At 69.9% G+C, this 26,118-nt stretch carries 1 protein-coding gene; it reads left to right on the top strand.

What is annotated here, in order from left to right; translation table 11 throughout:
- Positions 1-260: 260 nt before the first annotated feature.
- A partial coding sequence (locus ON20_RS22340) for a non-ribosomal peptide synthetase (protein WP_040838317.1) occupies positions 261-26,118 on the top strand: 25,858 nt, incomplete at its 3' end.

Below are 26,118 nucleotides of genomic sequence, written 5' to 3'. Positions count from 1 at the left end.
GAGGCGACGGTAGATTGAATCGGTGGCCTGCAGCGAACTTCCCGGATGCGTCGGTACGTCGTGCGCCGGTGAGGTGTGCGGCGAGGCGGGACCCCCGATGTAACGGGGTCGGGCGGGCAAGCGGATATTGCCGATGAACATTTTGTCTGATTGGTACGAGAACTGAATCCGGAGCAGGACGATGCCGCCGGCACAGGCGTGCGTCGAGCCCGGGTGTTGTCGGGGAATGCCCTCCGGGCTTTCCGGAAGCGAGGTAACGGTTGGACCGGCTGGAAAACGGCGGGAACGGAGCAGGCAGTGGTGAAGGGGCCGCTGATCGGGATACGTTCCCACTGTCTCCCGCGCAGCTGGGTATCTGGTACGCGCAGCATGTCGACCCACAGGTGCCGGTCAATATCGCGCAGTACGTCGACCTGCACGGACATCTGGACGTCGACATCCTGGAGCGGGCCGGTATCGACGCCTCGCACGAACTGGGCTCCGGCTTCCTGCGCATCGTCGAACGCGACGGGGAACCGTTGCAGTACATCGACCACGGCATCGCCGACTACGACAAGGCCGTCTACGTAGACTTCCGCGACGCCGACGACCCGGAGGCCGCCGCCGAGGAGTGGATGCGTGCCGAGTACAGCCGGCCGCTGGACCTGACCGAAGACCGGCTCATCATGATCGCCGCGCTGCAGTTGGCCGACGATCACTGGTACTGGTACTCGCGGGCGCATCACATCGCGCTCGACGGGTTCGGCGCCATGACCAATATGAACCGGATCGCCGAGCTCTACACGGCGTACGTCAGCGGTGCCGAGGCCCCGAATTCCAAGGCCGTCGACCTGCGCACGCTCTACGAGCAGGAGATCGCCTACCGCCAGAGCAGCCGGTTCGAAACCGATAAACAGCACTGGGCCGAGCGGGTGGCCGGTCTGGAGGAGGGCATCGGCCTGGCCGGTCGGTCCGCCCCGCCCGCCGCCGTCAACAGTATCGCCGGCGCCGCGCTGTCCGAGGAACAGAACGCGCTGCTGGCGGCCGCCGTGCAGCGGCACGATTCCACCCAGGCCGGGCTGCTGCTCGCCGCCTTCGCCGGGTATCTGGCCCAGTGGAACGGCGTCTCCGACGTCATCCTGAGCCTGCCGGTGACCGCGCGCACCACCGCCGCCATGCGGCGCTCCGGTGGCGTCTCGTCGAACATCGTGCCGCTGCGGCTGCACGTCGGCACCGACACCACCGTCGCCGAACTGCTGAAACAGGTCACGGTAGAGGTGTCCGGCGCGCTGCGGCACCAGCGCTACCGGCACGAGGACATCCGCCGCGACACCGCCGGCGGCGGGGTGGTGACCACGGAATTCTTCGGCCCGTGGGTCAACATCATGCTGTTCAACGACGAGCTGGTGCTCGGTGATATGGTCGGTGCCCTGCACGTGCTGTCCACCGGCAGTATCGAGGACCTGGGCGTCAACTTCTACACCTCGGTGGGCGGCACCCGGTCCCATATCGACTTCGAGACCAACCCCAACCTCTACACCGAGGAAGAAACGCGCCGGCACCACGCACGCTTCCTGGAATTCTTCGACCGGTTCCTGGCCGCGTCCGGGGACGAGCCGGTCTGGCGGCTGGACATCACCACCGACGCCGAACGCCTCCGGTCGGTGACCGAGTGGAACCACACGGTGCGCGATGTGCCGACCACCACGCTGCCCGCGCTGCTGGACGCGCAGATCGCGCGCACACCGGACCGGATCGCCGTCGAATTCGAGGGCGAGGCGCTCACCTACGCCGAGTTCGGCGCCCGGGTGAACCGGTTGGCCCGGTACCTGATCGCCGACGGAGTAGGCCCGGAATCGCGGGTCGCCCTGGGGATGCGCCGCTCGCCGGCCCTGGTCATCGGTATACACGCCGTGCTGCGGGCCGGCGGCGCCTATGTGCCGATCGATCCGGACCATCCCGCCGACCGCACCGCCTACATCCTCGACAGCGCGGCGCCGGTCTGCGTGCTCACCACCTCGGCCGACGATCTGGAGCTGCCGGAATCGGTGCGCGAGCTGCGGATCGACACCCTGGACACCTCCGCGTACTCCGACGAGCCGGTCACCGACGCCGACCGGCTCGCGCCGCTGCGTCCGGACAACACCGCCTACGTCATCTACACCTCGGGTTCCACCGGCCGTCCCAAGGGCGTCACGGTCTCCGAGCACGCCATCGTCAACCAGCAGCTGTGGATGCTGGACGAGTACCGGCTCACCGCCGACGATGTGTACCTGCAGAAGACGGCGACCACCTTCGACGTCTCGCTGTGGGGCTACTTCCTGCCGCTCATGGTGGGCGCGAAACTCGTCGTCGCCACCCCCGACGGTCACCGCGACCCGGTCTACGTCGCCGAGACCATCGCCCGACAGCGGGTGACCGTCACCGACTTCGTCCCGTCCATGCTGACGGTCTTCGTCTCGCAGGCCACCCCGCAGCAGTGTGAATCGCTGCGCGCGGTGTTCGTGATCGGCGAGGCGCTGCCCCCGGAAACGGCCGCCGGTTTCCGCGCCCTCACCGACGCGGGCCTGCACAATCTCTACGGCCCCACCGAAGCCGCGGTCTCGGTGACCTATTGGGAGGTCACCGCCGCCGACACCACCACGGTGCCGATCGGCGTTCCGGAATGGAATGTCGAGGCCTACGTGCTGGATTCGCGGCTGCGTCCGGCTGCGATCGGAGCGCCGGGAGAGCTGTATCTGGCGGGCCGCCAGCTGGCCCGCGGCTACCACGGCCGCCCGGATCTGACCGCCGACCGGTTCGTGGCCGGTCTGTTCGCCGCCGGGCAGCGGATGTACCGCACCGGCGACCTGGTGCGCCGGCGCGCCGACGGGGTCCTGGAATACATCGGCCGCACCGACTTCCAGGTGAAGTTCCGCGGCCAGCGCATCGAGCTCGGTGAGATCGAAACCGATCTGCTGGCACATCCCGCGGTGAGCCAGGCCGTGGTGCTGGTGGTCGACACCGCCACCGGCCAGCAGTTGGTGGCCTACGTGGTGCCGGCGCCCGGCCACGCCGTGGAGCCCGCCGAACTGACCAGGTTCGTCGCCGAGAAGCTGCCGGCCTACATGGTTCCCGCGTCCATCATGGTGTTGGACGCCTTCCCGCTGAACACCAGCGGCAAACTGGACCGCAAGGCGCTGCCCGAACCGGTGTTCGCCGTCGACGAGGCGGCTTTCCGGGCCCCGCAGACCCCCGCCGAGCAGATCGTGGCCGGCATCTTCGCCGACGTGCTGCACCGGGAGCGGATCGGCGTCGACGACAACTTCTTCGAGCTGGGCGGTAACTCGCTGGTCGCCACCCAGGTGGTGGCGCGGATCAGCGACGCCTTCGGCACCCGGCTCGGGGTGCGGACGCTGTTCGAGACCCCCACCGTGGCCGGTATCGCCGCCCGCGCCGAGAGCACCCCCGCCGACGAGTCCCGGCTGCCGCTGGTCGCGCAGCGGTTGCCCGAACGGGTTCCGCTGTCGCTGGCGCAGCAGCGGATGTGGTTCATCAACCAGTTCGATCCGACGGCCCCGACCTACAACCTGCCGTTCGTGATCCGGATGCACGGCCAGGTGGATCTGGCGGCGCTGCATGCCGCCTTCGGTGATGTGGTGGAGCGGCAGCAGTCGTTGCGGACCGTTTACCCCGAATCCGGCGACGGGGGCTACCAGCTGGTGCTGCCGATGGACCAGGTCGACATCGATATCCCGGTCGAGACGATCGACGCGGCCGAACTGCCCGCGGCGCTGACCGAATTCGCCGCCACCGGTTTCGATGTCACCCGCGAACTGCCGTTCCGCGGGCGGATCTACGAGGTGACCGGCAACCGCTCCAACGGGACCGCGGAATACGCGGTCGCGTTCGTGCTGCACCATATCGCCGCCGACGGTTTCTCCTTCGGGCCGCTGTCGCGCGACGTGGCCGCCGCGTATCTGGCGCGGGCGGCCGGTTCCGAGCCGCAACTGCCGCCGCTTTCGGTGCAGTATCAGGACTTCAGCGTCTGGCAGCGCACTGTGCTCGGTGCGGAGACGGACCCGGATTCCATCGCCGCGCGCCAGATCGCCTACTGGCAGCAGCAACTGGCGGGGCTGCCCGATCAGCTGGATCTGCCGGTCGACCGACCGCGTCCGTCGGTGCAGAGCTTCCACGGCAGCCGGGTGTCGTTCGAGATCGATGTCGATATGCACACCCGGCTCGAGGCGCTGGCCCGACGCCACGGTGTCACGCTGTTCATGGTGTTGCACGCCTCGCTGTCGGTGCTGCTGGCCCGGCTGTCGGGCACCACCGATATCGTGGTGGGTACGCCGGTGGCGGGTCGCGGTGAGGCCGCGCTCGACGACCTGATCGGCATGTTCGTCAACACCCTGGTGTTGCGTTCGGAGGTGGACGGCGGGCAGTCGTTCACCGAACTGCTGGTCGATACCCGGGAACGGGACCTGGCGGCGTTCGCGCACGCGGACGTGCCGTTCGAACGGCTGGTCGAGGTGTTGAACCCGGCGCGTTCCCAGGCGCGGCATCCGCTGTTCCAGGTGATGCTGTCGTTCCAGGAGATGGCGCACGCGACCCTGGAAATGCCCGGGCTGTCGCTGCGCGTAGAAGAGCTCGAGGTCGATATCGCCAAATTCGACCTCGGCTGGACGATCACCGAGAAACGCGGCGGCTCCGGCGAACCGGCCGGTATGGACGCCGCGGTCTCCTTCGCCACCGATCTGTTCGACTCCGCGACGATCGAGGGGTTCGTCGAGCGGTACCGCAGGCTGCTCGACGCCGTGGTGGCCGCCCCGGAGACGAAGGTCCGGGATATCGACCTCCTCGACACCGAGGAGCGGACCGCTGTCCTCGACCGCTGGAACCGCACCGAGCACGCGGTTCCCGCCGGTACCGTCCTGGATCTGTTCGAGGAACAGGTGCGATCGCGGCCGGACGAGATCGCCGTGGTGTTCGACGGCGACACGCACCGGGGTGAATTCGGCCCCACCGTCGAACTGACCTACGCCGAGCTCGCCACTCGGGTGCATCGACTGGCCCGAGTCCTCATCGCCCAGGGGATCGGCCCGGAAACACTTGTCGCGGTGGGCATCCGCCGTTCGGTCGATATGCTGGTCGGCGTCTACGCGGCGCTGGCCGCCGGCGCGGGCTATGTGCCGATCGACCCCGACCATCCGGCCGAACGCAGCGAATACGTGCTCGCCGGCTCCCGAGCCCGGGTCCTGCTGACCACCACCCACGACCAGGCCGAGACCGACACCTGCCCGGTCCTGCACATCGATGCGCTCGTCCTGGACGATGTGGACCCCGCGCCGATCTCCCCGGACGAACGCACGGCCCCGCTGCGCCCGGAACATATCGCCTACGTGCTGTACACCTCCGGGTCGACGGGCCGCCCCAAGGGGGTCGCGGTGAGCCACGCCGCGCTGGTGAACCAGCTGCGCTGGCAGATCGATACCGTCGGGATCACCGCCGCCGACGTGGTCCTGCACAAGACGCCGTTCACCTTCGACGCCTCACTGTGGGAGCTGTTCAGCACCCTGGCCGTGGGCGCCCGGATGATCATCGCGGTGCCCGACGGTCACCGCGACGCGATGTACCAGTCGGAGATCATCGGCAAGCACCGGGTTACCGCGACCTCGTTCGTGCCGTCGTTGCTGTCGGTCTTCCTCACCACCGCGTCCGCGGCCGAATGCTCCTCGCTGCGTTCGCTGTCCGTCGGCGGCGAGGCGCTGCCGGCGGCCACGGTCGCCGCGGTCCGCAAGTTCTCCACCGCGGCCGTGCACAACCTTTACGGCCCCACCGAATTCACGGTGAACGCGACCTCATGGTTCGCCGACGAGGTCCCCACCGGGACGGTGCCGATCGGTCGCCCGGTATGGAATACCCGGGCATATGTGCTGGACAAGGATCTGCGGCCGGTCCCGGCCGGTGTCCCCGGCGAGCTCTACCTCGGTGGGGCGCAGCTCGCCCGCGGCTACCACGATCGTCCCGACCTGACCGCGGAACGCTTCGTCGCCGACCCGTTCGGCGCGGCGGGACAGCGGCTGTACCGCACCGGCGACCTGGTCCGCTGGACCCTCGACGGGGAACTGGTGTACCTGGGCCGCACCGACTTCCAGGTCAAGGTGCGCGGACAGCGGATCGAGCTGGGTGAGATCGAGGCGGCACTGCTGGAGCATCCGCAGGTTGCGCAGGCGGCGGTGGTCGTCGCCGATACGGTTGCCGGCGGCCGGCTCGTCGCCTATGTGGTCGGCACCGACGCCGCGGTCGACGTGGACGCCGTAAGGGACTCGCTACAGCGGCTGCTGCCGGCCTATATGGTGCCGTCGGCGATCATGGTGCTCTACGCGTTCCCGCTCAACCTCTCGGGCAAACTGGACCGCAAGGCCCTGCCCGCCCCGGTGTTCGAGGTGCGCGAATTCCGCGCCCCGTCCACGCCGATCGAGGAGATCGTGGCCGGGATCTTCGCCGAGGTGCTCGGCCTGTCCCGGGTGGGCGCGGACGACGACTTCTTCGAACTCGGCGGCAACTCGCTGATCGCCACCCAGGTCGCGTCCCGGCTCGGTACCGCGCTCGACACCCGGGTGCCGGTGCGCATGCTGTTCGAGGCGTCCACCGTCGCGGCGCTGGCCGCGCGGGTGGAATCACACGCCGGCGACGGCGGGCGCCAGGCGCTGGTGGCGCAGACCCGGCCGGAGGAGATCCCGCTGTCGCTGGCGCAGCAGCGGATGTGGTTCCTCAACCGCTACGACACCGAATCGGCCGTCAACAACATCCCGGTCGCCATCCGGCTGTCCGGCGATCTCGATGTGGCGGCCCTGCAGGTCGCCGTCATCGACGTGATCGACCGGCACGAATCCCTGCGCACGGTGTTCCCGGAGACCGGCAGCGCGCCGGTGCAGGTGATTTTGGACGCCGCCCAGATCGTGCCCGACCTGACCCCGTTCCGGGTCACCGAGGACACCCTCATCGATCACCTGATCGAGCTGGCGACCATGGCCTTCGACGTCACCAACGAAGTGCCGCTGCACGCACGGCTTTTCGAGATCAGCGAAACCGAGTACGTGCTCGGGATGGTGGTGCACCACATCTCCGCCGACGGCTGGTCGATGGGCCCGCTGGCGCGCGATGTGATGGTCGCCTACGCGGCCCGCACCACCTGGGAGCCACCCGCCTGGTCCGAACTCCCCGTGCAGTACGCGGATTACGCGCTGTGGCAGCGCGAGGTGCTCGGGTCCGAGGACGACCCGAATTCGCTGATCGCCGGGCAGATCCGGTACTGGAAGCGGGAACTGGCCGACCTGCCCGACGAGCTCACGCTGCCCTCGGACCGGCCGCGGCCGGCCGTGGCGTCCTACCGCGGCGGTGTGCATTCGTTCGTCATCGCCCCCGGGGTCCAGCGCCGGCTGGCCGAACTGGGCCATCGCAACAACGCGTCGCCGTTCATGGTGCTGCACAGCGCGCTGGCCGTGCTGCTCGCCCGGCTGACCGGTATGGCCGATATCGCCATCGGCACGCCGGTGGCGGGTCGCGGTGAGGCCGCGCTCGACGACCTGATCGGCATGTTCGTCAACACCCTGGTGCTGCGCACCCAGGTCGACGGCGGTATGACATTCACCGAACTGCTGGCGCAGGCGCGCAATACCGACCTGCAGGCGTTCGCGCACGCCGACGTGCCATTCGAACGGCTTGTCGAGGTACTCAACCCGGCGCGTTCACAGGCGCGGCATCCGCTGTTCCAGGTGGCGCTGTCGTTCGAGAACCTGCCGGACAACACCTTCGAACTGCCCGGACTGCGGGTCGCCCCGGTCGATTTCGAGGTCGACCTGGCGAAATTCGACCTCTCGCTGACGCTCCGCGAGGCGGGCGGGGACACCGACAGCGGGATGCTCGGCGAATTCTCCTTCGCCCGAGACCTTTTCGACGACGGCACGGTCCAGGTCTTCGCCGAACGCTTCATCCGGCTGCTCGAGGAGATCACCGAACGACCGGATCGGCCGGTCGGCGAACTGGAGATCCTGTCCGAATCCGAACGCGCCGGTCTGCTCGGCCGGACCGGCGGACCGGCGGTGCGGCCGCGGACGCTGACGGAACTGATGTCGGCCGCGGCAGCGGCGAATCCCGACGGCCAGGCGGTCGTCTTCCAGGAACGTTCGCTGACCTACACCGAGCTCGACGCGGCCGCCGCCCGGCTGGCGCGGGTGCTGATCGACCGCGGGGCCGGTCCGGAGACGATCGTGGCCGTGGCGGTGCCGCGGTCGATCGAATCGGTGCTGGCGGTCTGGGCGGTGGCCAAATCGGGTGCGGCGTTCCTGCCGGTCGACCCGGCCTACCCGGCCGACCGGATCGCGCACATGATCTCCGATTCGGGTGCCCGGCTGGGTATCACCCTCGCCGCCGAGGCCGACACGCTGCCGTCGGTCGCTGCCGGCGATTGGCTGGTGCTCGACGATCCGGCGGTTGTCGCCGATATCGAGTCCCGTTCGTCGGAGCCGGTCACCGACACGGACCGGCGTGGTGCGCTGGAGCCGCGGCACACGGCGTACGTGATCTACACCTCCGGTTCGACCGGTCTGCCCAAGGGCGTAGTGGTCACCCACGCGGGTCTGGCGAACTTCAGCGCCGTCCAGGTGGAGCGCTACGGCCTGGACTCCTCGGCACGGGCCCTGGCCTTCGCGTCCCCGTCCTTCGACGCCTCGATCCTGGAGCTGCTGCTGGCCGTGGGGTCGGCCGGCGCCCTGGTGGTGGTGCCGCCCGGCACCTACGGCGGCGACGAGCTGAGCGAGCTGATCGCGCGCGAGCGGGTGACGGCGGGTCTGATCACGCCGTCGGTGCTGGCGTCGCTGGATCCGGCGTCGCTGGCCGGTATGCGGGTGATCATCGCGGGCGGTGAGGCCGTCTCGGCCGATCTGGTCGCCAAATGGTCGGTGGTACCCGGCAATTCGGTGTACCGCAGCTTCCACAACGCCTACGGTCCGACCGAGGCCACCGTCGCGACCAATATCAGTGCGCGGCTCGCGCCCGGCGACCCGGTCACTATCGGCGGGCCCATCCGCGGTATGCGGGCGCTGGTCCTGGACAGCCGGTTGCGCCCGGTGCCCGAAGGGGTCGCCGGCGAACTCTATGTCGGCGGTATCCAGCTGGCCCGCGGCTATCACGCCCGGGCCGAGCTCACCGCCGCCCGGTTCGTGGCCGACCCGTACGGCGGCCTCGGCGAGCGGCTGTACCGCACCGGCGACGTGGTGCGCTGGCGCCGCGACGGTTCCGGCGAGCCGGCCGTGGAATACGTGGGCCGCAACGACTTCCAGGTGAAGATCCGCGGTTTCCGTATCGAGCTGGGCGAGATCGACGCCACCCTGACCTCACATCCGGATGTCGACTTCGCTGTCACTCTCGGCCACGAACTGCACACCGGCTCCACGATGCTGGTCGCGTACGTGCGGGCGGTGCCCGGACACACCGTCGATACCGCGGCCCTGTCCGCGTACGCCGCCGAGCGGCTCCCGACGTACATGGTGCCGACCTCGATCATGGTGCTGGACGAGATCCCGCTGACCCCCGCGGGCAAGCTGGATCGCAAGACCCTGCCTGAACCCGAACTGGTCGCCCGCGAGTTCCGGGCGCCGGCCACGCCGATCGAGGAGATGGTGGCCGGTATCTTCGCCGAACTGCTCGGTCTCGAGCGGGTCGGCGCGGACGACGACTTCTTCGCCCTGGGCGGTAACTCGCTGATCGCCACCCAGGTCACCGCGCGGCTGAGTACGGCGCTCGACACGCAGGTCGGCGTGCGGACGCTGTTCGAGGCGCCGACCGTGGCCGGGCTCGCCGCCCGGGTGGGCTCGCATGTGGGTACCGGGGCGCGTCCGGCGCTCACCGCGGCCCGCCCCCGTCCCGAACGCCCGCCGCTGTCGCCGGCCCAGCAGCGGATGTGGTTCCTCAACCGGTTCGATCCGGAATCCGCGGCCAACAACATTCCCGTCGCGGTCCAGCTCACCGGCACGCTCGACCTCACCGCGCTGCGCGGGGCGGTCGCCGATGTGGTCGCGCGGCACGAATCGCTGCGCACCGTCTACCCCTCGCACGACGGCGTCGGCTACCAGCGGGTGCTGCCGTCCACGCAGGCGGTTCCGACCATCGAGGTGATCGACGAGCCCGATCCGGACGAGTTGCTCGCGGCCGTCGTAGAGTTCATCGACCGCGGTTTCGACGTCACCGCAGAACCGCCGGTGCGGATGCGCGTCTTCCGCCGCGAGGTCGACGACCACATCCTGGTGGTGGTGGCACACCATATCGCCGCCGACGGTTTCTCGATGCGTCCGCTGGTCCGCGACCTGATGACCGCGTACCTGGCCCGGACCGCGGGCGAGCTGCCGGACTGGGCGCCACCCGCCATCCAGTACGTGGACTACGCGCTGTGGCAGCGCGAAACCCTCGGCGCCGAGGACGATCCGCGTTCGCTGGTCTCCCGCGAACTCGACTACTGGCGTACCGAGCTGGACGGTCTGCCGGAGGAACTGCGGCTGTCACCGCGGCCGCGGCCCGCCGTGGCGTCGTATATGGCCGGGACGCACCGCTTCCCGGTGCCCGGACATCTCGTCGACGCTCTGAACGAGGTGGCCCGCGCCCAGGGCTCCACCCTGTTCATGGTGGTGCACAGCGCTTTCGCGACCCTGCTGGCCCGGTTGAGCGGCACCGACGATATCGCCATCGGTATCCCGGTGGCCGGACGCGGTGAGGCCGCGCTCGACGACCTGGTGGGCATGGTCGTCAATACGCTGGTGCTGCGTTCCCGGGTGGAACCCGGCGCCGAGTTCACCCAGCTGCTCGCCCAGGTGCGCGAACACGACCTGGCGGCCTTCGCGCACGCCGGTGTGCCGTTCGAACGGCTTGTCGAGGTGCTCAACCCGGCCCGTTCGCAGGGCCGGCATCCGCTGTTCCAGGTGATGCTGACCTTCCAGAACCTGGGCACGAGCATGCTCGAACTACCCGGGCTGACCGTGTCGGAACTGCGGGTGGACCCGCCGACGGCCAAGTTCGACCTCCAGCTCACCCTGAGCGAGAACTCCGACACGTCGGAGATGGACGCCGAACTCGTCTACGCCACCGACCTTTTCGACGCCGACTTCGCCCGCGGTTTCGCCGGCCGGTTCCTGCGCGTGCTGCGTACCGTCGCGGCGGCCCCGAATATCGCGGTGGGCGATATCGAACTGCTGGAACAGACCGAGCGGCTGCGGATCCTGGACCGCTGGAACGCCACCGAGTTCCCGCTCGACGCCGCGCTGACCTCCCCGGTCGGGGATGCCGCGGCCACCCTGGTCTCGCTGTTCGAGGCGCAGGTCGTGCGCACCCCGGACGCGACCGCGGTCACCTTCGAGGGGACGAGTCTGTCCTATGCCGAGTTCGCCGCCCGGGTACACCGGCTGGCCCGCCGGCTGATCCGGGACGGGGTGGGACCGGAATCGTATGTGGCGCTGGGAATGCGGCGTTCGCTCGACCTGGTGGTCGGAATGTACGCGGTGCACGCCGCGGGTGGTGCGTACGTGCCGCTGGATCCGGACCACCCGGCCGAGCGCATCGACTACATCCTGGAAACCGCCAACCCGGTCTGTGTGCTCACCTCCGGTGCCGACCTGGATATCTCCCGTTCGCGCCAACTGCGGATCGATGAACTCGACCTGTCCGAGTTCTCCGACGCGCCCCTGACCGACGCCGACCGGTACCGTCCGCTGCGCCCGGACAACACCGCGTACGTGATCTTCACCTCCGGTTCCACCGGTCGGCCGAAGGGCGTAGCGGTCTCGCATGCCGCGATCGTGAACCGCCTGGTGTGGATGCACGCCGAATACGGTCTCGCCGCCGACGACGTGGTGTTGCAGAAGACGCCCGCGACCTTCGACGTGTCGGTGTGGGAGTTCTTCTGGCCGTTGCAGGTCGGTGCCCGGCTGGTGGTCGCCAAACCGGAGGGGCACCGCGATCCGGTGTACCTGGCCCGGCTGATCGCCGCCGAACAGGTCACCACGGCGCATTTCGTGCCGTCCATGCTCTCGGTGTTCGTGAGCGCGCTGACCGGGCTCGCCGACTCCGACGCGGGCGCCGCCGAGCCGCTGGGGGCCGGCCCGCTGTGCCCGAGCCTGCGCAATGTCTTCGCCTCCGGTGAGGCGCTGCCCGCCCCGACCGCGCAGCGGATGCGCGAGCTGACCGGTGCCCGGCTGCACAACCTGTACGGTCCCACCGAGGCAGCGGTCGACGTGACCTTCCACGAGGTCACCGACGCGGACACCGCGTCGGTGCCGATCGGCGCGCCGGTGTTCAACACCCGCGTGTACGTGCTCGACGCCCGGCTGCGGCCGGTTCCGGTGGGTGTGCCGGGTGAGTTGTATCTGGCGGGCGCCCAACTGGCCCACGGTTATGTGGGCCGGCCCGACCTCACCGCCGAGCGGTTCGTCGCCACGCCGTTCGGTGTGGGCAGGTCCAGGGGCACAGGCGGGGAGCGGATGTACCGCACCGGCGACCTGGTGGTCTGGAACACCGACGGGGAACTGGAATACCTGGGCCGCACCGACTTCCAGGTGAAGCTGCGCGGTCTGCGTATCGAGCTCGGCGAGATCGAGGCCGCCCTCACCGCGTCGGCCGGCGTCGCCCAGGCCGTGGTGCTGGTGCGCACCGATGAGCGGACCGGCGACCAGCTGGTGGCCTATCTGGTCGCCGCCCCCGACCGGATGGTGGACGTCGAGACCGTCCAGCGGGAACTGGGCGAACGCCTGCCCGCCTATATGGTGCCGACCGCCTACGTGGTACTGGACGCCTTTCCGCTCAACGCCTCCGGCAAGCTCGACCGCAAGGCACTGCCCGATCCGGTGTTCACCGCGGCCACCTTCCGGGCTCCGACCACCCCGGTCGAGGAGATCGTCGCCGGCACCTACGCCGATGTGCTCGGGGTGGAACGGGTCGGCCTGGACGACGACTTCTTCGCCCTCGGCGGCAACTCGCTGATCGCCACCCAGGTGGCGGCCCGGCTCGGCGTCGCCTTCGATACCGAGGTCCCGGTGCGGACCCTGTTCGAGGCGCCGACCGTCGCCGCGCTCGCGGTGCGCCTGGAATCCACCGCCGGACAGGGCGGCCGGATCCGGTTGGAGCAGCGGGAACGCGGGGAACTGGTGCCGCTGTCGCTCGCCCAGCAGCGGATGTGGTTCCTCAACCGGTTCGACAACCGCACCGCGGTCAACAACATCCCGGTGGCCGTCCGGTTGACCGGCGAGCTGGATATCGCGGTCCTGAACGCGGCCCTCGACGACGTGCTGGCCCGGCACGAGGCGCTGCGCACCGTGTACCCCGAGGTGGACGGTGTCGGCTACCAGCACGTGCTGCCCATCGACCAGGCCCGGGCGGAGCTGTCCGCCGAACCGGTGACCGCCGCCGAGGTGACCGCCCGCATCGTCGAATTGGCGAGCGTGCACTTCGACGTCACCGCCGCCCCGCCGCTGCGCGCGCATCTGCTGCGCATCGACGGGCGGACCCATATCGCCCTGCTGGTCGTGCACCACATCAGCGGGGACGGTTTCTCGCTGCGTCCGCTGCTGCGCGATCTCGTCGTCGCCTACATCGAACGCAGCCGCGGCGAGGTGCCGGGCTGGGCGCCGCTGCCGGTCCAGTACGCCGACTTCACGCTGTGGCAGCGTGAGGTGCTCGGCGACGAGTCCGACCCGCAGTCGCTCGCGGCCCGCCAGGTGGCCTACTGGACCGAACGGCTGCGCGATCTGCCGGACCAGATCGAACTGCCCGCCGACCGCCCCCGCCCCGAGGTCGCCTCGAATACCGGTGCCACCCACACCTTCTCGGTGGACACCCGGCTGCGGACCGGGTTGGAGGAACTGGCCCGGGCCCACGGCACCACCCTGTTCATGGTGGTGCACGCGGCGTTGGCGACCTGGGCGGCGCGGCTGTCGGGCAGCACCGATATCGCCATCGGCACCCCGATCGCCGGCCGCGGCGACCAGGTGCTCGACGATCTGGTCGGTATGTTCGTCAACACCCTGGTGCTGCGCACCGAGGTCGAGCCGGGAATGCCGTTCACCGACCTGCTGGAGCAGGCGCGGCGGGCCGATCTGGCCGCCTTCGCGCATGCCGATGTGCCGTTCGAACGGCTGGTCGACATCCTCAGCCCGGTCCGGTCCCAGGCACATCACCCGCTGTTCCAGGTGGCGCTCACCTTCGAGGCCGCCTCGGCCGCCGAGGCCGGTACGGTCACACTGCCGGGACTCGACCTGGACGTGGTCGAATTCGACGCGGGCCTGGCGAAATTCGATATCCAGCTCACCGTCGCCGAAGCCCAGGCCGTCGAGAACGCCGGCGGGGCGGCGGGCGAGTTGAACCTGTCGTGGAGCTACGCCACCGATCTGTTCGACCCGGAGACGGTGGCCGCCTTCGCCGACCGACTGCTGCGCATTCTGCGCACGATCGTCGACGAGCCGGGAATCGCGGTCGGCGATATCGATCTGCTCGGTGAGTCCGAGCGGCTGGATGTCGCCCAGCGGTGGGCCGGTTCCGGCGCCGAGGCGAGCGTGGGTGTTTTCACCGCCGACGATATGCCCGTCGACGACCCCGCCACGGCGACCCTGGCCGTCCTGTTCGACGCCGCCGCGGCCGAACACCCCCACCGTGTGGCGGCCCGCTACGGCGGTGACAGCCTCACCTACGCCGAACTGGATCGGCGGGCCAATGTTCTGGCCCGCCGCCTGATCGCCGACGGTGCCGGGCCGGAAACGCTGGTCGCCGTGCTGCTACCGCGTTCGCTGGACCTGGTGGTGGCGCTGCTCGCGGTGATCAAGTCCGGTGCCGGTTACGTCCCCGTGGATCCGACCTATCCGCCGGAACGTATCGCCTATGTGATCGAGGACGCGCGTCCGGCGAGTGTGATCGTCGATTCCGCGGTGCAGGTGGACCTGCCCGCGCGGCTGCCGCGCGTGGTGGTGGACGGATTCGCCGTGGAGGCGGGCGATGTCGAGGACGCCGACGACGCTCCGATCACCGACGCGGACCGGCTCGCGCCGCTGCGCCCGGACAATATCGCCTACGTCATCTACACCTCCGGCTCCACCGGTCGCCCCAAGGGCGTGGCGGTGGCGCACCGGAACGTGGTGCGGCTGTTCGCCAATACCGACCGCGAATACGGTTTCGGCCCCGACGACGTGTGGACGCTGTTCCACTCCTACGCCTTCGACTTCTCGGTATGGGAGTTGTGGGGTCCGCTGCTCTACGGCGGCACCCTGGTGGTGGTCGACTACTACACCTCCCGCTCCCCGGAACAGTTCCTGGAACTGCTGCGCGCCGAGCGGGTGACCGTGCTCAACCAGACGCCGTCGGCGTTCTACCAGCTGGCCGAGGCCGACCGCACCGCGTCGGCGACCTCGCCGCTGGCGCTGCGCTATGTGGTGTTCGGCGGTGAGGCGCTGGAACTGCGCCGGCTGAGCGACTGGGTCGCCCGGCACGGCGACGGCACCGCCGGCCGGGCGCTGTCGACGGGCGACCGGGAGACCGCGTCGCCGCTGCTGGTCAACATGTACGGCATCACCGAGACCACGGTGCACGTGTCCTATCGGGCGCTGGACGCCGCCACCATCGCGGGCGCGGCCGGCAGCGTGGTCGGGCGCGCCGTCTCCGGACTCCGGGTGTATGTACTCGACAGCCGGCTGCGGCCGGTGCCGGTGGGTGTCGCCGGCGAGCTCTACATCGCCGGCGGGCAGCTGTCCCGCGGCTATCTGGGCCGACCCGACCTCACCGCGGCGCGGTTCGTCGCGAACCCGCTCGCGGACGCGGACGCCGCCGGTTCCCGGCTGTACCGGTCCGGCGACCTGGCGCGCTGGAACCGCTTCGGCGAACTGGAATACCTGGGTCGCGCCGACGACCAGGTGAAGGTGCGCGGTTTCCGGATCGAGCTCGGCGAGATCGAGGCCGCTGTCCTGGCACAGCCGGGTATCGCGCAGGCCGCGGTGATCGTGCGCGAGGACCAGCCGGGCGACCAGCGCATCGTCGCCTACGTGGTGGCCGACGCCGACGCCACGCCCGACCTGGACACGGTGCGCGACGGCGCCGCCGAGCTGCTGCCGTCGTACATGGTGCCCTCGGCGATCGTGCGGTTGGAATGGATCCCGCTGACCGTCAACGGGAAACTGGACCGCCGTGCCCTGCCCGCGCCCACCGCGCAGTCCCGGGCGTTCCGGGCGCCGGAGACCCCGGTCCAGGAAGCGGTGGCCGCGGTCTTCGCCGAGGTGCTCGGCGTGGAGCGGGTCGGCCTGGACGACGATTTCTTCGACCTCGGCGGCAACTCGCTGATCGCCACCCGGGTGGTGTCCCGGATCGGTGCCGCCCTCGGCACCACCGTCGGTGTGCGGGCGCTGTTCGAGGCGACCACCGTGGAGGCCCTGGCAGCCCGGGTGGAATCGCATACCGAGGGCGAGTCCCGCGTCCGCCTGGCGCCGCGCGACCGTTCCGGTGACGAACCGGTGCCGCTGTCGTACGCGCAGCAGCGCATGTGGTTCCTGAACCAGTACGACACCTCCTCGGCGGCCTACAACCTGCCGCTGGCCATCCGGTTGTCCGGTGAACTCGACACCGCCGCACTGGAACTCGCGATCTACGATGTGGTGCGCCGGCACGAGCCGCTGCGCACCCGCTATCCCGAACACGGCGGAACACCGCATCAGGTGGTCGTCGCCGCCGAGGAGATCGAGCTCGAACTGCGTGCCCGCTCGGTGGGCGAGGCCGAGCTCGTCGCGACCATCACCGAATTCGCCTCCACCGGGTTCGATGTGGCCGAACACGTTCCGCTGCGGGCCCGGCTGTTCCGGGTGCGCCGCGACGAGCATGTGCTGGTCGTGGTCGTGCACCACATCGCCTCCGACGGTTTCTCGATGGGTCCGCTGGCCCGTGACGTGATGACCGCCTACACCGCCCGCATCCAGGGCAGCGCCCCCGGCTGGGCGCCGCTGCCGGTGCAGTACGCCGATTTCGCGGTATGGCAGCGCGAGGTGCTCGGCTCCGAGGACGATCCGGAATCGCTGCTGGCGCGTCAGGTCGCCTACTGGCAGCGGGCGCTGGCCGGTATCCCGGACGAGCTGGCCCTGCCGGCCGACCGGCCGCGGCCGCCGGTCGCCTCGCACCGCGGCGCGACCCTGTACCGCGACCTCTCTCCGGAACTCGTCGCGACACTGGACGAGCTCGCCCGGCAGCGCGGTGCGTCACTGTTCATGGTGTTGCACGGCGCGCTGGCGGTGCTGCTGGCGCGGCTGTCCGGCGGCGACGATATCGCCGTCGGCACCCCGATCGCCGGACGCGGCGAGGCCGAACTCGACGACCTCGTCGGCATGTTCGTCAACACCCTGGTGCTGCGCACCGGGTTCGAGCCGGGCGAATCGTTCACCGCACTGCTCGACCGGGTCCGCCACACCGACCTGGAGGCGTTCGGCAATGCCGATGTGCCGTTCGAACGGCTGGTGGACCTGCTGGCGCCGGAACGGTCGCAGTCGCACAACCCGCTGTTCCAGGTGGCGCTGTCGTTCCAGAACCTCGACCGCGCCACGTTCGAGCTGCCCGGCCTGAGCGTGTCGGCGCTGGAACTGGATGAGAACGTCTCCCGGTTCGACCTGCAGTTCACGCTGTCGGAGAACCGGACGGATGCCGACGGTCCCGCCGGTATGGCGCTGGCGCTGACCTACGCCACCGATCTGTTCGACGAATCCACCGCGGCATCGTTCGTGACCCGCTGGCAGCGGGTACTGGCGGCCATCGCCGCCGATCCGGAGGTGCGGGTCGGTGCGATCGATATTCTCGACGCCGACGAGCGGATCGAGCTGGTGCGGCGCACCGGCGGTCCGGGTCTGGCGGCCCGGACCTTGCCGGACCTGTTCGCCGACGCGGTCTCCCGGGACCCGTCCGCCTTGGCCGTGGTCTACCGGGACACCCGTCTCACCTATGGCGAGTTGGACGAACGCTCGAACCGGTTGGCGCGCCTGCTGATCGAGCGGGGGCTGGGCACCGAGGATCTGGTCGCTGTCGCCATTCCGCGTTCGGCGGATTCGTATTTCGCCGAATGGGCGGTCAGCAAATCGGGTGCGGCGTTCGTGCCGATCGACCCGGCCTATCCCGCCGACCGTATCGAGCACATGCTCACCGACTCGGGTTCCCAGGTCGGTCTCACCGTCGCCTCCGTCCGCGACGACCTGCCGGATTCGGTGAACTGGCTGGTGCTCGACGACCTCGACCTGGACGCCTACAGCGCCGCGGCCGTCACCGACGCCGACCGGGTCCGTCCGCTGCGCCCGCACAACCTGGCCTACGTCATCTACACCTCGGGCTCCACCGGCGTGCCCAAGGGCGTCATCGTCCCGCACGCGGGTCTGGCGAACCTCAGCGCCGACCAGATCGCGCGCTACGGTCTGGACTCCGACTCCCGCACCCTGCACTTCTCCTCGCCGAGCTTCGACGCCTCGATCATGGAACTGCTGCTGGCGGTGGGACCGGCTGCCGCGCTGATCATCGTGCCCACGGGTGTGTTCGGCGGTGAGGAACTGTATGACCTGATCCGCCGCGAACAGGTCACCCATCTGTTCATGACCCCGGCCGCGCTGGCGACGGTGGATCCCACCGGACTGGACAGTGTGCGGACGATCGCCGTCGGCGGCGAGGCCTACTCGGCGGACCTGCTCGCCAAGTGGGCCACGCCACTCGGCGACGAATCCCTGGCGGACCGCCCGCTGCGCGCCTTCCACAACATCTACGGTCCGACCGAGACCACCGTGGTGGTGGGTATCGGTGCCGCGCTGCGCCCCGGCGACGCGCTCACCATGGGTGGGCCGATCCGCGGGATCCGCTCGCTGGTGCTGGACACCCGGCTGCAACCGGTCCCGGAGGGCGTGGCGGGCGAGCTGTACATCTCCGGCGCCGCGGTGACCCGCGGCTACCATGAACGGTTCGCGCTCACCGCCGACCGGTTCGTCGCCGATCCGTACGCGCCGGGCGAGCGGATGTACCGCACCGGCGACGTGGTGCGCTGGACCTCACGCACCCTGCCCGACGGCGAGATCGAACACCGCCTGGAATATGTGGGCCGCTCCGACTTCCAGGTCAAGGTCCGCGGTTTCCGTATCGAACTGGGCGAGATCGACGCCGCTCTGACCTCGCACGAGAACGTCGACTTCGCGGTCACCATCGGGCACCGCAGCACCGCGGGCGCTGTCTCGCTGGTGTCGTATGTCGTTGCCGCGCCGGGCCGTTCGATCGACGTTCCGGCCCTGACCGATCATATCGAGCAGCGGCTGCCCACCTATATGGTGCCGTCGTCGATCATGGTGCTCGACCATATTCCGCTCACCCCCGTCGGCAAGCTGGACCGCAAGGCGCTGCCGGAGCCGGTGTTCGCGGCCGATGTCGCGTTCCGGGCTCCGCGCACCCCGGTGGAGCAGAGCATCGCCGAACTGTTCGCCGAGGTGCTCGGCGTGGAGCGGGTCGGTGTGGACGATTCCTTCTTCGCCCTGGGCGGCGACAGTATCGTCTCCATCCAGCTGGTGTCGCGCGCCAAGGCGCGCGGGGTGTTCTTCTCCCCACGGCACGTCTTCGAGCAGCGCACCGTCGCCGGCCTGGCCGCGGTCGCCGAAACCGGAGAGGCCGCCGCCGCCGTGCCCGCGCTGGCCGAACCGCCCGGCGGCGGTGTCGGCCGGATGCCGCTCACCCCGGTGGTGCGGTTCATGGCCGAGCGGCGCGGATCGTTCGGCCGTTTCAACCAGTCGATGGCGCTGGAGCTCCCGGTGGGTATCGACCGTGCCGGTATCGCCGCCACGGTGGGCGCCGTCATCGACCGGCACGATGTGCTGCGCGCTCGGCTGTACCCGGTGGACGGCGACTGGGAGGTGGAGACCTCCGCCCCGGGCACCGTGGACGTGGACGCGCTCATCGAGCAGGCCGTGTTCGACGCCTCCGCCGACGATGAGGAACTGTTCGAGGTCGCCGCCAAGGCCGTGGATTCCGCCCTGGATCGGCTCGATCCCGCGGCAGGCGTGGTGATCCGCTTCGTCTGGCTGGAACCCGACCGGGCCGACCGGGCGGGCCGACTGGTCGTACTCGCGCACCATCTGGTGGTCGACGGTGTGTCCTGGCGCATCCTGGTCCCCGACTTCGTCGCCGCCTGGGGACAGATCACCGCCGGCCGGCAGCCCGAACTCGTCGCCCCCGCCACCTCCATGCGGGCGTGGGCGCACGCGCTGGAACGCGAGGCGTACACCCCCGAGCGGGTGACCGAGCTGGACTACTGGCGTTCGGTGGTCCACACCCCGGATCCGCTGCTCACCGACCGTCCGATGGAACCGGCGGTCGACACCGTGGGCGTGATCGACCTGATGCAGGTCGAGATCTCGCCGGAGGCCACCCGGTCACTGCTCACCACGGTGCCGGCGCTCTTCCACGGCAGCGTCAACGACGGTCTGCTGACCGCGCTCGCACTGGCGACCGCCACCTGGCGGGCCCGCCGCCGACCCGAGACCCGCACCGACGATCCGCTGTTGATCCGGTTGGAGGGCCACGGCCGTGAAGAGGACGTCGTCCCCGGCGCGGATCTGTCGCGGACGGTCGGCTGGTTCACCGCGATCTTCCCGGTGCGGTTCGACCTGGCCGGCCTCGATATCGAGGCCGCCCTGGGCGGCGGCCACCAACTCGGCGCCGTGCTCAAGGCGGTCAAGGAACAGCTGCTCGCCGTGCCCGACAAGGGCATCGGTTACGGCCTGCTGCGCTACCTGAACCGCGATACCTCGGGCGAACTCCCGATCGAACTGCCGGGCCAGGTGAGCTTCAACTACCTGGGCCGGGTGACCGCCGGCGAGATCCCGGAGGCGCTGCACAGTTTCGGCTGGGTACCCGCGCCCGAACTGGGCGCGCTCGGTGGCGACTACGACGCGGACATGCCCGCCATGGCACCGCTGGACCTGAACGCCATCGTGATCGGCGAAACGCTGACCACCACCATCCGCTACCCGTCCACGCTGTTGTCGGCCGCCGAGATCCGCGAATTCGCCGACCTGTGGGTCGCGGCGCTGGAAGCCGTCGCCCGCCACGCCGAATCGGAGACCGCGGGTGGACACACCCCGTCGGACTTCCCGCTGGTGCGGATCGCCCAGGGCGATATCGACACCTTCGAGCGGCGGTTCCCGACACTGACGGATATGTGGCCGCTGTCGGCGCTGCAGTCCGGTCTGCTGTTCCACGCCCGGTTGGCCGCCGCGTCGGTCGACGTGTACACCGCGCAGGCGGTACTCACCCTCACCGGCCGGCTGGATTCGACCCGACTGCGGGCCGCGGCGCAGGCGCTGGTGGACCGCTACGAGAACCTGCGCACCGCGTTCCTCACCGACAGCGCCGGCAACCCGGTGCAGGTGGTGCTCGACGGCGTCCGGGTGGACTGGACCGAACACGACCGCACCGCCACCGGCGACGCGGCGGACCTGATCACCGAGGACCGGCTGCGCCGCTTCGACCTCACCGAACCGCCGTTGATCCGGTTCACCCTGATCCAGGTGGCGGAGCAGCGCTGGGAATTCGTGGTGTCCAACCACCACATCCTGCTCGACGGCTGGTCCATGCCGCTGCTCATGCGGGATCTGCTGGTGCTGTACGCGGCGCACGCCGATACCGGCGCGCTGCCCGCCGCCCGGTCCTACCGGTATTTCCTGGAATGGCTGGCCGAACAGGACCACGCAGTCTCGCTGGCCACCTGGTCCGAGGCACTGCGCGGCGTGACCGAACCGACGATGCTGTCGCGCCCGGACGGCGCGGGTTCGTCGCGGGAGATCACCAGCCTGTCCGGCGAATACGTGTTCGACCTCGACGAACCGGCCACCGCGCGGCTCACCGCGCTGGCCGCCGAACTGGGTGTCACTCCGAATACGGTGCTGCAGGTCGCGTGGGCGGTCCTGCTCGGCCGGATGACCGACCGCGACGATGTGCTGTTCGGCGCAACGGTGTCCGGCCGGCCGCCGCAGCTGGCCGGGGTGGAGTCCATGGTCGGCCTGTTCATCAACACCGTGCCGGTGCGGGTGCGGTTCGACCCGGCCGAATCGGCACGCCGGCTGCTCACCCGAATCCAGGGTGAACAGGCCGACCTGCTCGACCACCACTATGTGGGGCTGGCCGATATCCAGTCCGCGGCCGGGATCGGGAACCTGTTCGACACCCTGGTGGTGTTCGAGTCCTACCCGGTGGACTCCGAGGGCCTGCAGGCGCAGGCCGCCGATATCGACGGTATGAGCGTGTCCGGTCTGGAGGCCGTCGACGCCACCCACTATCCGCTGACCCTCATCGCGCAACTGGACAGCCGACTGCGGATCCGCGCCGGCTATCTGCGCGATCTGTTCGCCGAGCCCACCGTGCGCCGGATCGCCGACCGCCTGGTGCGGGTGCTCACCGCGATCACCGTCGAACCCGATGCGGCGGTGGGCGATATCGATCTGCTGGAAGCCGCCGAACGAGAACTGGTGGTGTCGCGGTGGAACGACACCGCGCGCCCGGTCGACACCGCCGCGACCCTGGTGTCGATGTTCTCCGCGCAGCTCGCGCGCACCCCGGACGCGTCCGCGGTCACCTACGAGGGGACGACTCTGTCCTACGCCGAGTTCGCTCGCCGGGTGAACCGGTTGGCCCGCTGGCTGATCGAACGCGGTGTCGGCCCCGAGTCGTATGTGGCGCTGGGGATGCGGCGTTCGCTCGATCTGGTGATCGGCATGTACGCGGTGAGCGTCGCCGGCGGTGCGTATGTGCCGCTGGATCCGGATCATCCGGCCGAGCGCACCGAGTACATCCTCCAGACCGCGGACCCGGTCTGCGTACTCACCGCGGGTGACGATCTGAAGATCGATACCGCCCAGGTGCGCATCGATCTGCTCGATCTGTCCGGGCTGCCCGACGAGCCGGTCACCGACGCCCACCGGCGGGCTCCGCTGCGTACGTCGAACACCGCCTACGTGATCTTCACCTCCGGTTCCACCGGCCGCCCGAAGGGTGTGGCGGTTTCGCATGCCGCGATCGTGAACCGCCTGGTGTGGATGCAGTCGCAGTACGGCCTGACCGGCTCCGACGCGGTCCTGCAGAAGACACCGGCCACCTTCGACGTGTCGGTGTGGGAGTTCTTCTGGCCGCTGCAGGTCGGTGCCCGGCTGGTGGTCGCCAAACCGGACGGCCACCGCGATCCGGCGTATCTGGCATCGGTGATCGCCGAGGAGCGGATCACCGTCATCCACTTCGTGCCATCCATGCTGGCCGTTTTCGTGGCCGATCCCGCCGCGGAGCAGTGCGCCTCGCTGCGCCTGGTGTTCGCCTCCGGTGAGGCGCTGTCGCCGAAGCCCGCGCACCGGCTGCGTGAGCTGACCGGCGCGAGCCTGCACAACCTGTACGGCCCCACCGAGGCCGCGGTCGACGTCACCTATCACGAGGTGACCGACGCCGACACCGTCTCGGTGCCGATCGGCGCACCCGTGTTCAACACCCGCGTGTACGTGCTCGACGCCCGGCTGCGGCCGGTTCCGGTGGGTGTCGCGGGTGAGCTGTATCTGGCGGGTACCCAGCTGGCGCGCGGCTATGTGGCGCGCCCGGATCTGAGCGCGGACCGGTTCGCGGCGAACCCGTTCGGTAGCGGTGAGCGGATGTACCGCACCGGCGACCTGGTGTCCTGGACCGCCGACGGTGAGCTGGAATACCTGGGTCGCACCGACTTCCAGGTGAAGCTGCGCGGTCTGCGTATCGAGCTCGGCGAGGTCGAGGCCGCCTTCACCGCGCTGGACGAGATCGCCCAATCGGTGGTGGTGGTGCGCAGTGACCAGCACACCGGCGACCAGCTCGTCGCCTATGTGATCGCCGCGCCGGACGTGGTGCTCGACACCGAGACCGTGCGCGAGGACCTGTCCCGGCAGCTGCCGAGCTACATGGTCCCCGCCGTCATCATCGAGCTGGACGAGTTCCCGCTCAACGCCTCCGGCAAGCTCGCCCGCTTGGCGCTGCCCGCACCGGTGTTCGAGGCCGCGGTGTTCCGCGCCCCGACCACCCCGGTCGAGGAGATCGTGGCCCAGACCTTCGCCGAGGTGCTCGGCCTGGAACGGGTCGGCCTGGACGATGACTTCTTCGCCCTCGGCGGCAACTCGCTCAGCGCCACCCAGGTCGCGGCCCGGCTGTCCGCCGCCCTGGACACCGAGCTCGCGGTCCGGGAACTGTTCGAGGCGTCCACGGTGGCCGCGCTGGCCGCCCGCGCCGAAACCCGGGCCGGTGCCGGAACCCGGGCCGCTCTGGTCCCGCAGCAGCGTCCGACGCAGACCCTGCCGTCCGGGGAGACGGTGCAACGGGTGCCGCTGTCGCCGGCTCAGCAGCGGATGTGGTTCCTCAACCGGTTCGACCCGGCCTCGGCGGTGGACAACATCCCGGCCGCGGTGCGGCTGTCCGGCCTGCTGGACCGGCAGGCCCTGCAGGTCGCGGTCGCCGATGTGCTGGCCCGGCACGAATCGCTGCGCACCTACTACCCGGAGGTCGACGGCACCGCCTACCAGCAGATCGTGCCGACCGGGCGGGTCATCCCCGACCTGACCCCGGTCGAGGTCACCGAGGCCGATCTGCCCGCGAAACTGTCCGAACTGGTGCTGACCGGTTTCGACGTCACCGCCGAGGTGCCGTTCCGGGCCCGACTGTTCGAACTCAGCCCCACCGAGCACGTGCTGGCGTTGGTGGTGCACCACATCTCGGCCGACGGTTTCTCCATGGGCCCGCTGACCCGGGACCTGATGACCGCCTACGCCGCCCGGGTCGACGGCGCGGAACCCGCCTGGCGACCGCTGGAGGTGCAGTACGCGGACTACGCGCTGTGGCAGCGCGAGGTGCTCGGCTCCGAGGACGACCCCGCTTCGGTGATCGCCGCACAGATCGCCTACTGGACCGAGGCCCTGGCCGGCCTGCCGGATCAGCTGGACCTGCCGGCCGACCGGCAGCGCCCCGCGGTGGCCACCGGGCACGGTGCCACCCATGTCTTCGAGATCGACGCCGACACCCACGCCCGGCTCGCCGACCTGGCCCGTGCCCGCGGCGCGACGCTGTTCATGGTCGCGCACACCGCGCTCGCGGTGCTGTTGTCGCGGCTGTCCGGGGAAGAGGACATCGCCATCGGCACCCCGGTCGCCGGTCGCGGTGAACGCGCGCTGGACGATCTGATCGGCATGTTCGTCAACACCCTGGTGCTGCGGACACCGGTCGACGCGGGCACCGGTTTCACCGATCTGCTGCGGTCGGTGCGCGCCGCCGATATCGCCGCCTTCGGCCATGCCGATCTGCCGTTCGAGCGGCTGGTGGAAATCCTCAACCCGGCCCGCTCCACCGCGCGGCATCCGCTGTTCCAGGTGATGCTGGCCTTCCAGAACCAGGGCCAGAGCAGCCTCGAACTGTCCGGTCTCACGGCTGCCGGGGTGGAACTGCCCATCGAGACCGCCAAATTCGATCTGCAACTGGTGCTGTCGGAGAACCCGGACAACTCCGGGATCGCCGCCGAGCTCGTCTACGCCACCGATCTGTTCGACGGGTCCACGATGGTGGAGTTCGCCCGGCGGTTCACCCGCCTGCTGCGCGCCGTCGTCGACGACCCGAACCGCCCGGTCGGTGATATCGACCTGCTGGACTCCGCCGAAACCGAGCTGGTGCTGCGGCGGTGGAACGACACCGCCCACGCGCTGCCGGGCATCGAGACCCTGGTCGAGCTGTTCGAGGCCCAGGTCGAGCGCACCCCGGACGCGCCCGCGATCACGTTCGAGGGGACAGGTCTGTCCTACGCCGAGTTCGCGGCGCGGGCGCATCGACTGGCCCGTCATCTGATCGCCGTGGGTGTGGGGCCGAATTCGACCGTGGCACTGGGCATGCGGCGTTCGCTCGACCTGGTGGTCGGGATGTACGCGGTGCACGCCGCGGGTGGTGCGTATGTGCCGTTGGACCCGGACCATCCGGCCGAGCGCATCGACTACATCCTCGACACCGTCCGCCCGGTGTGCGTATTGGCCACGGCCGCCGGCGGTTTCGATACGCGTGCCCACACGGTGGTCGAGATCGATACCG

The organism is Nocardia brevicatena NBRC 12119 (assembly GCF_000308495.1).
In the GTDB taxonomy this organism is placed as follows: Bacteria; Actinomycetota; Actinomycetes; order Mycobacteriales; family Mycobacteriaceae; genus Nocardia; species Nocardia brevicatena.
This window is presented reverse-complemented; position numbering and strand designations above follow the sequence as displayed.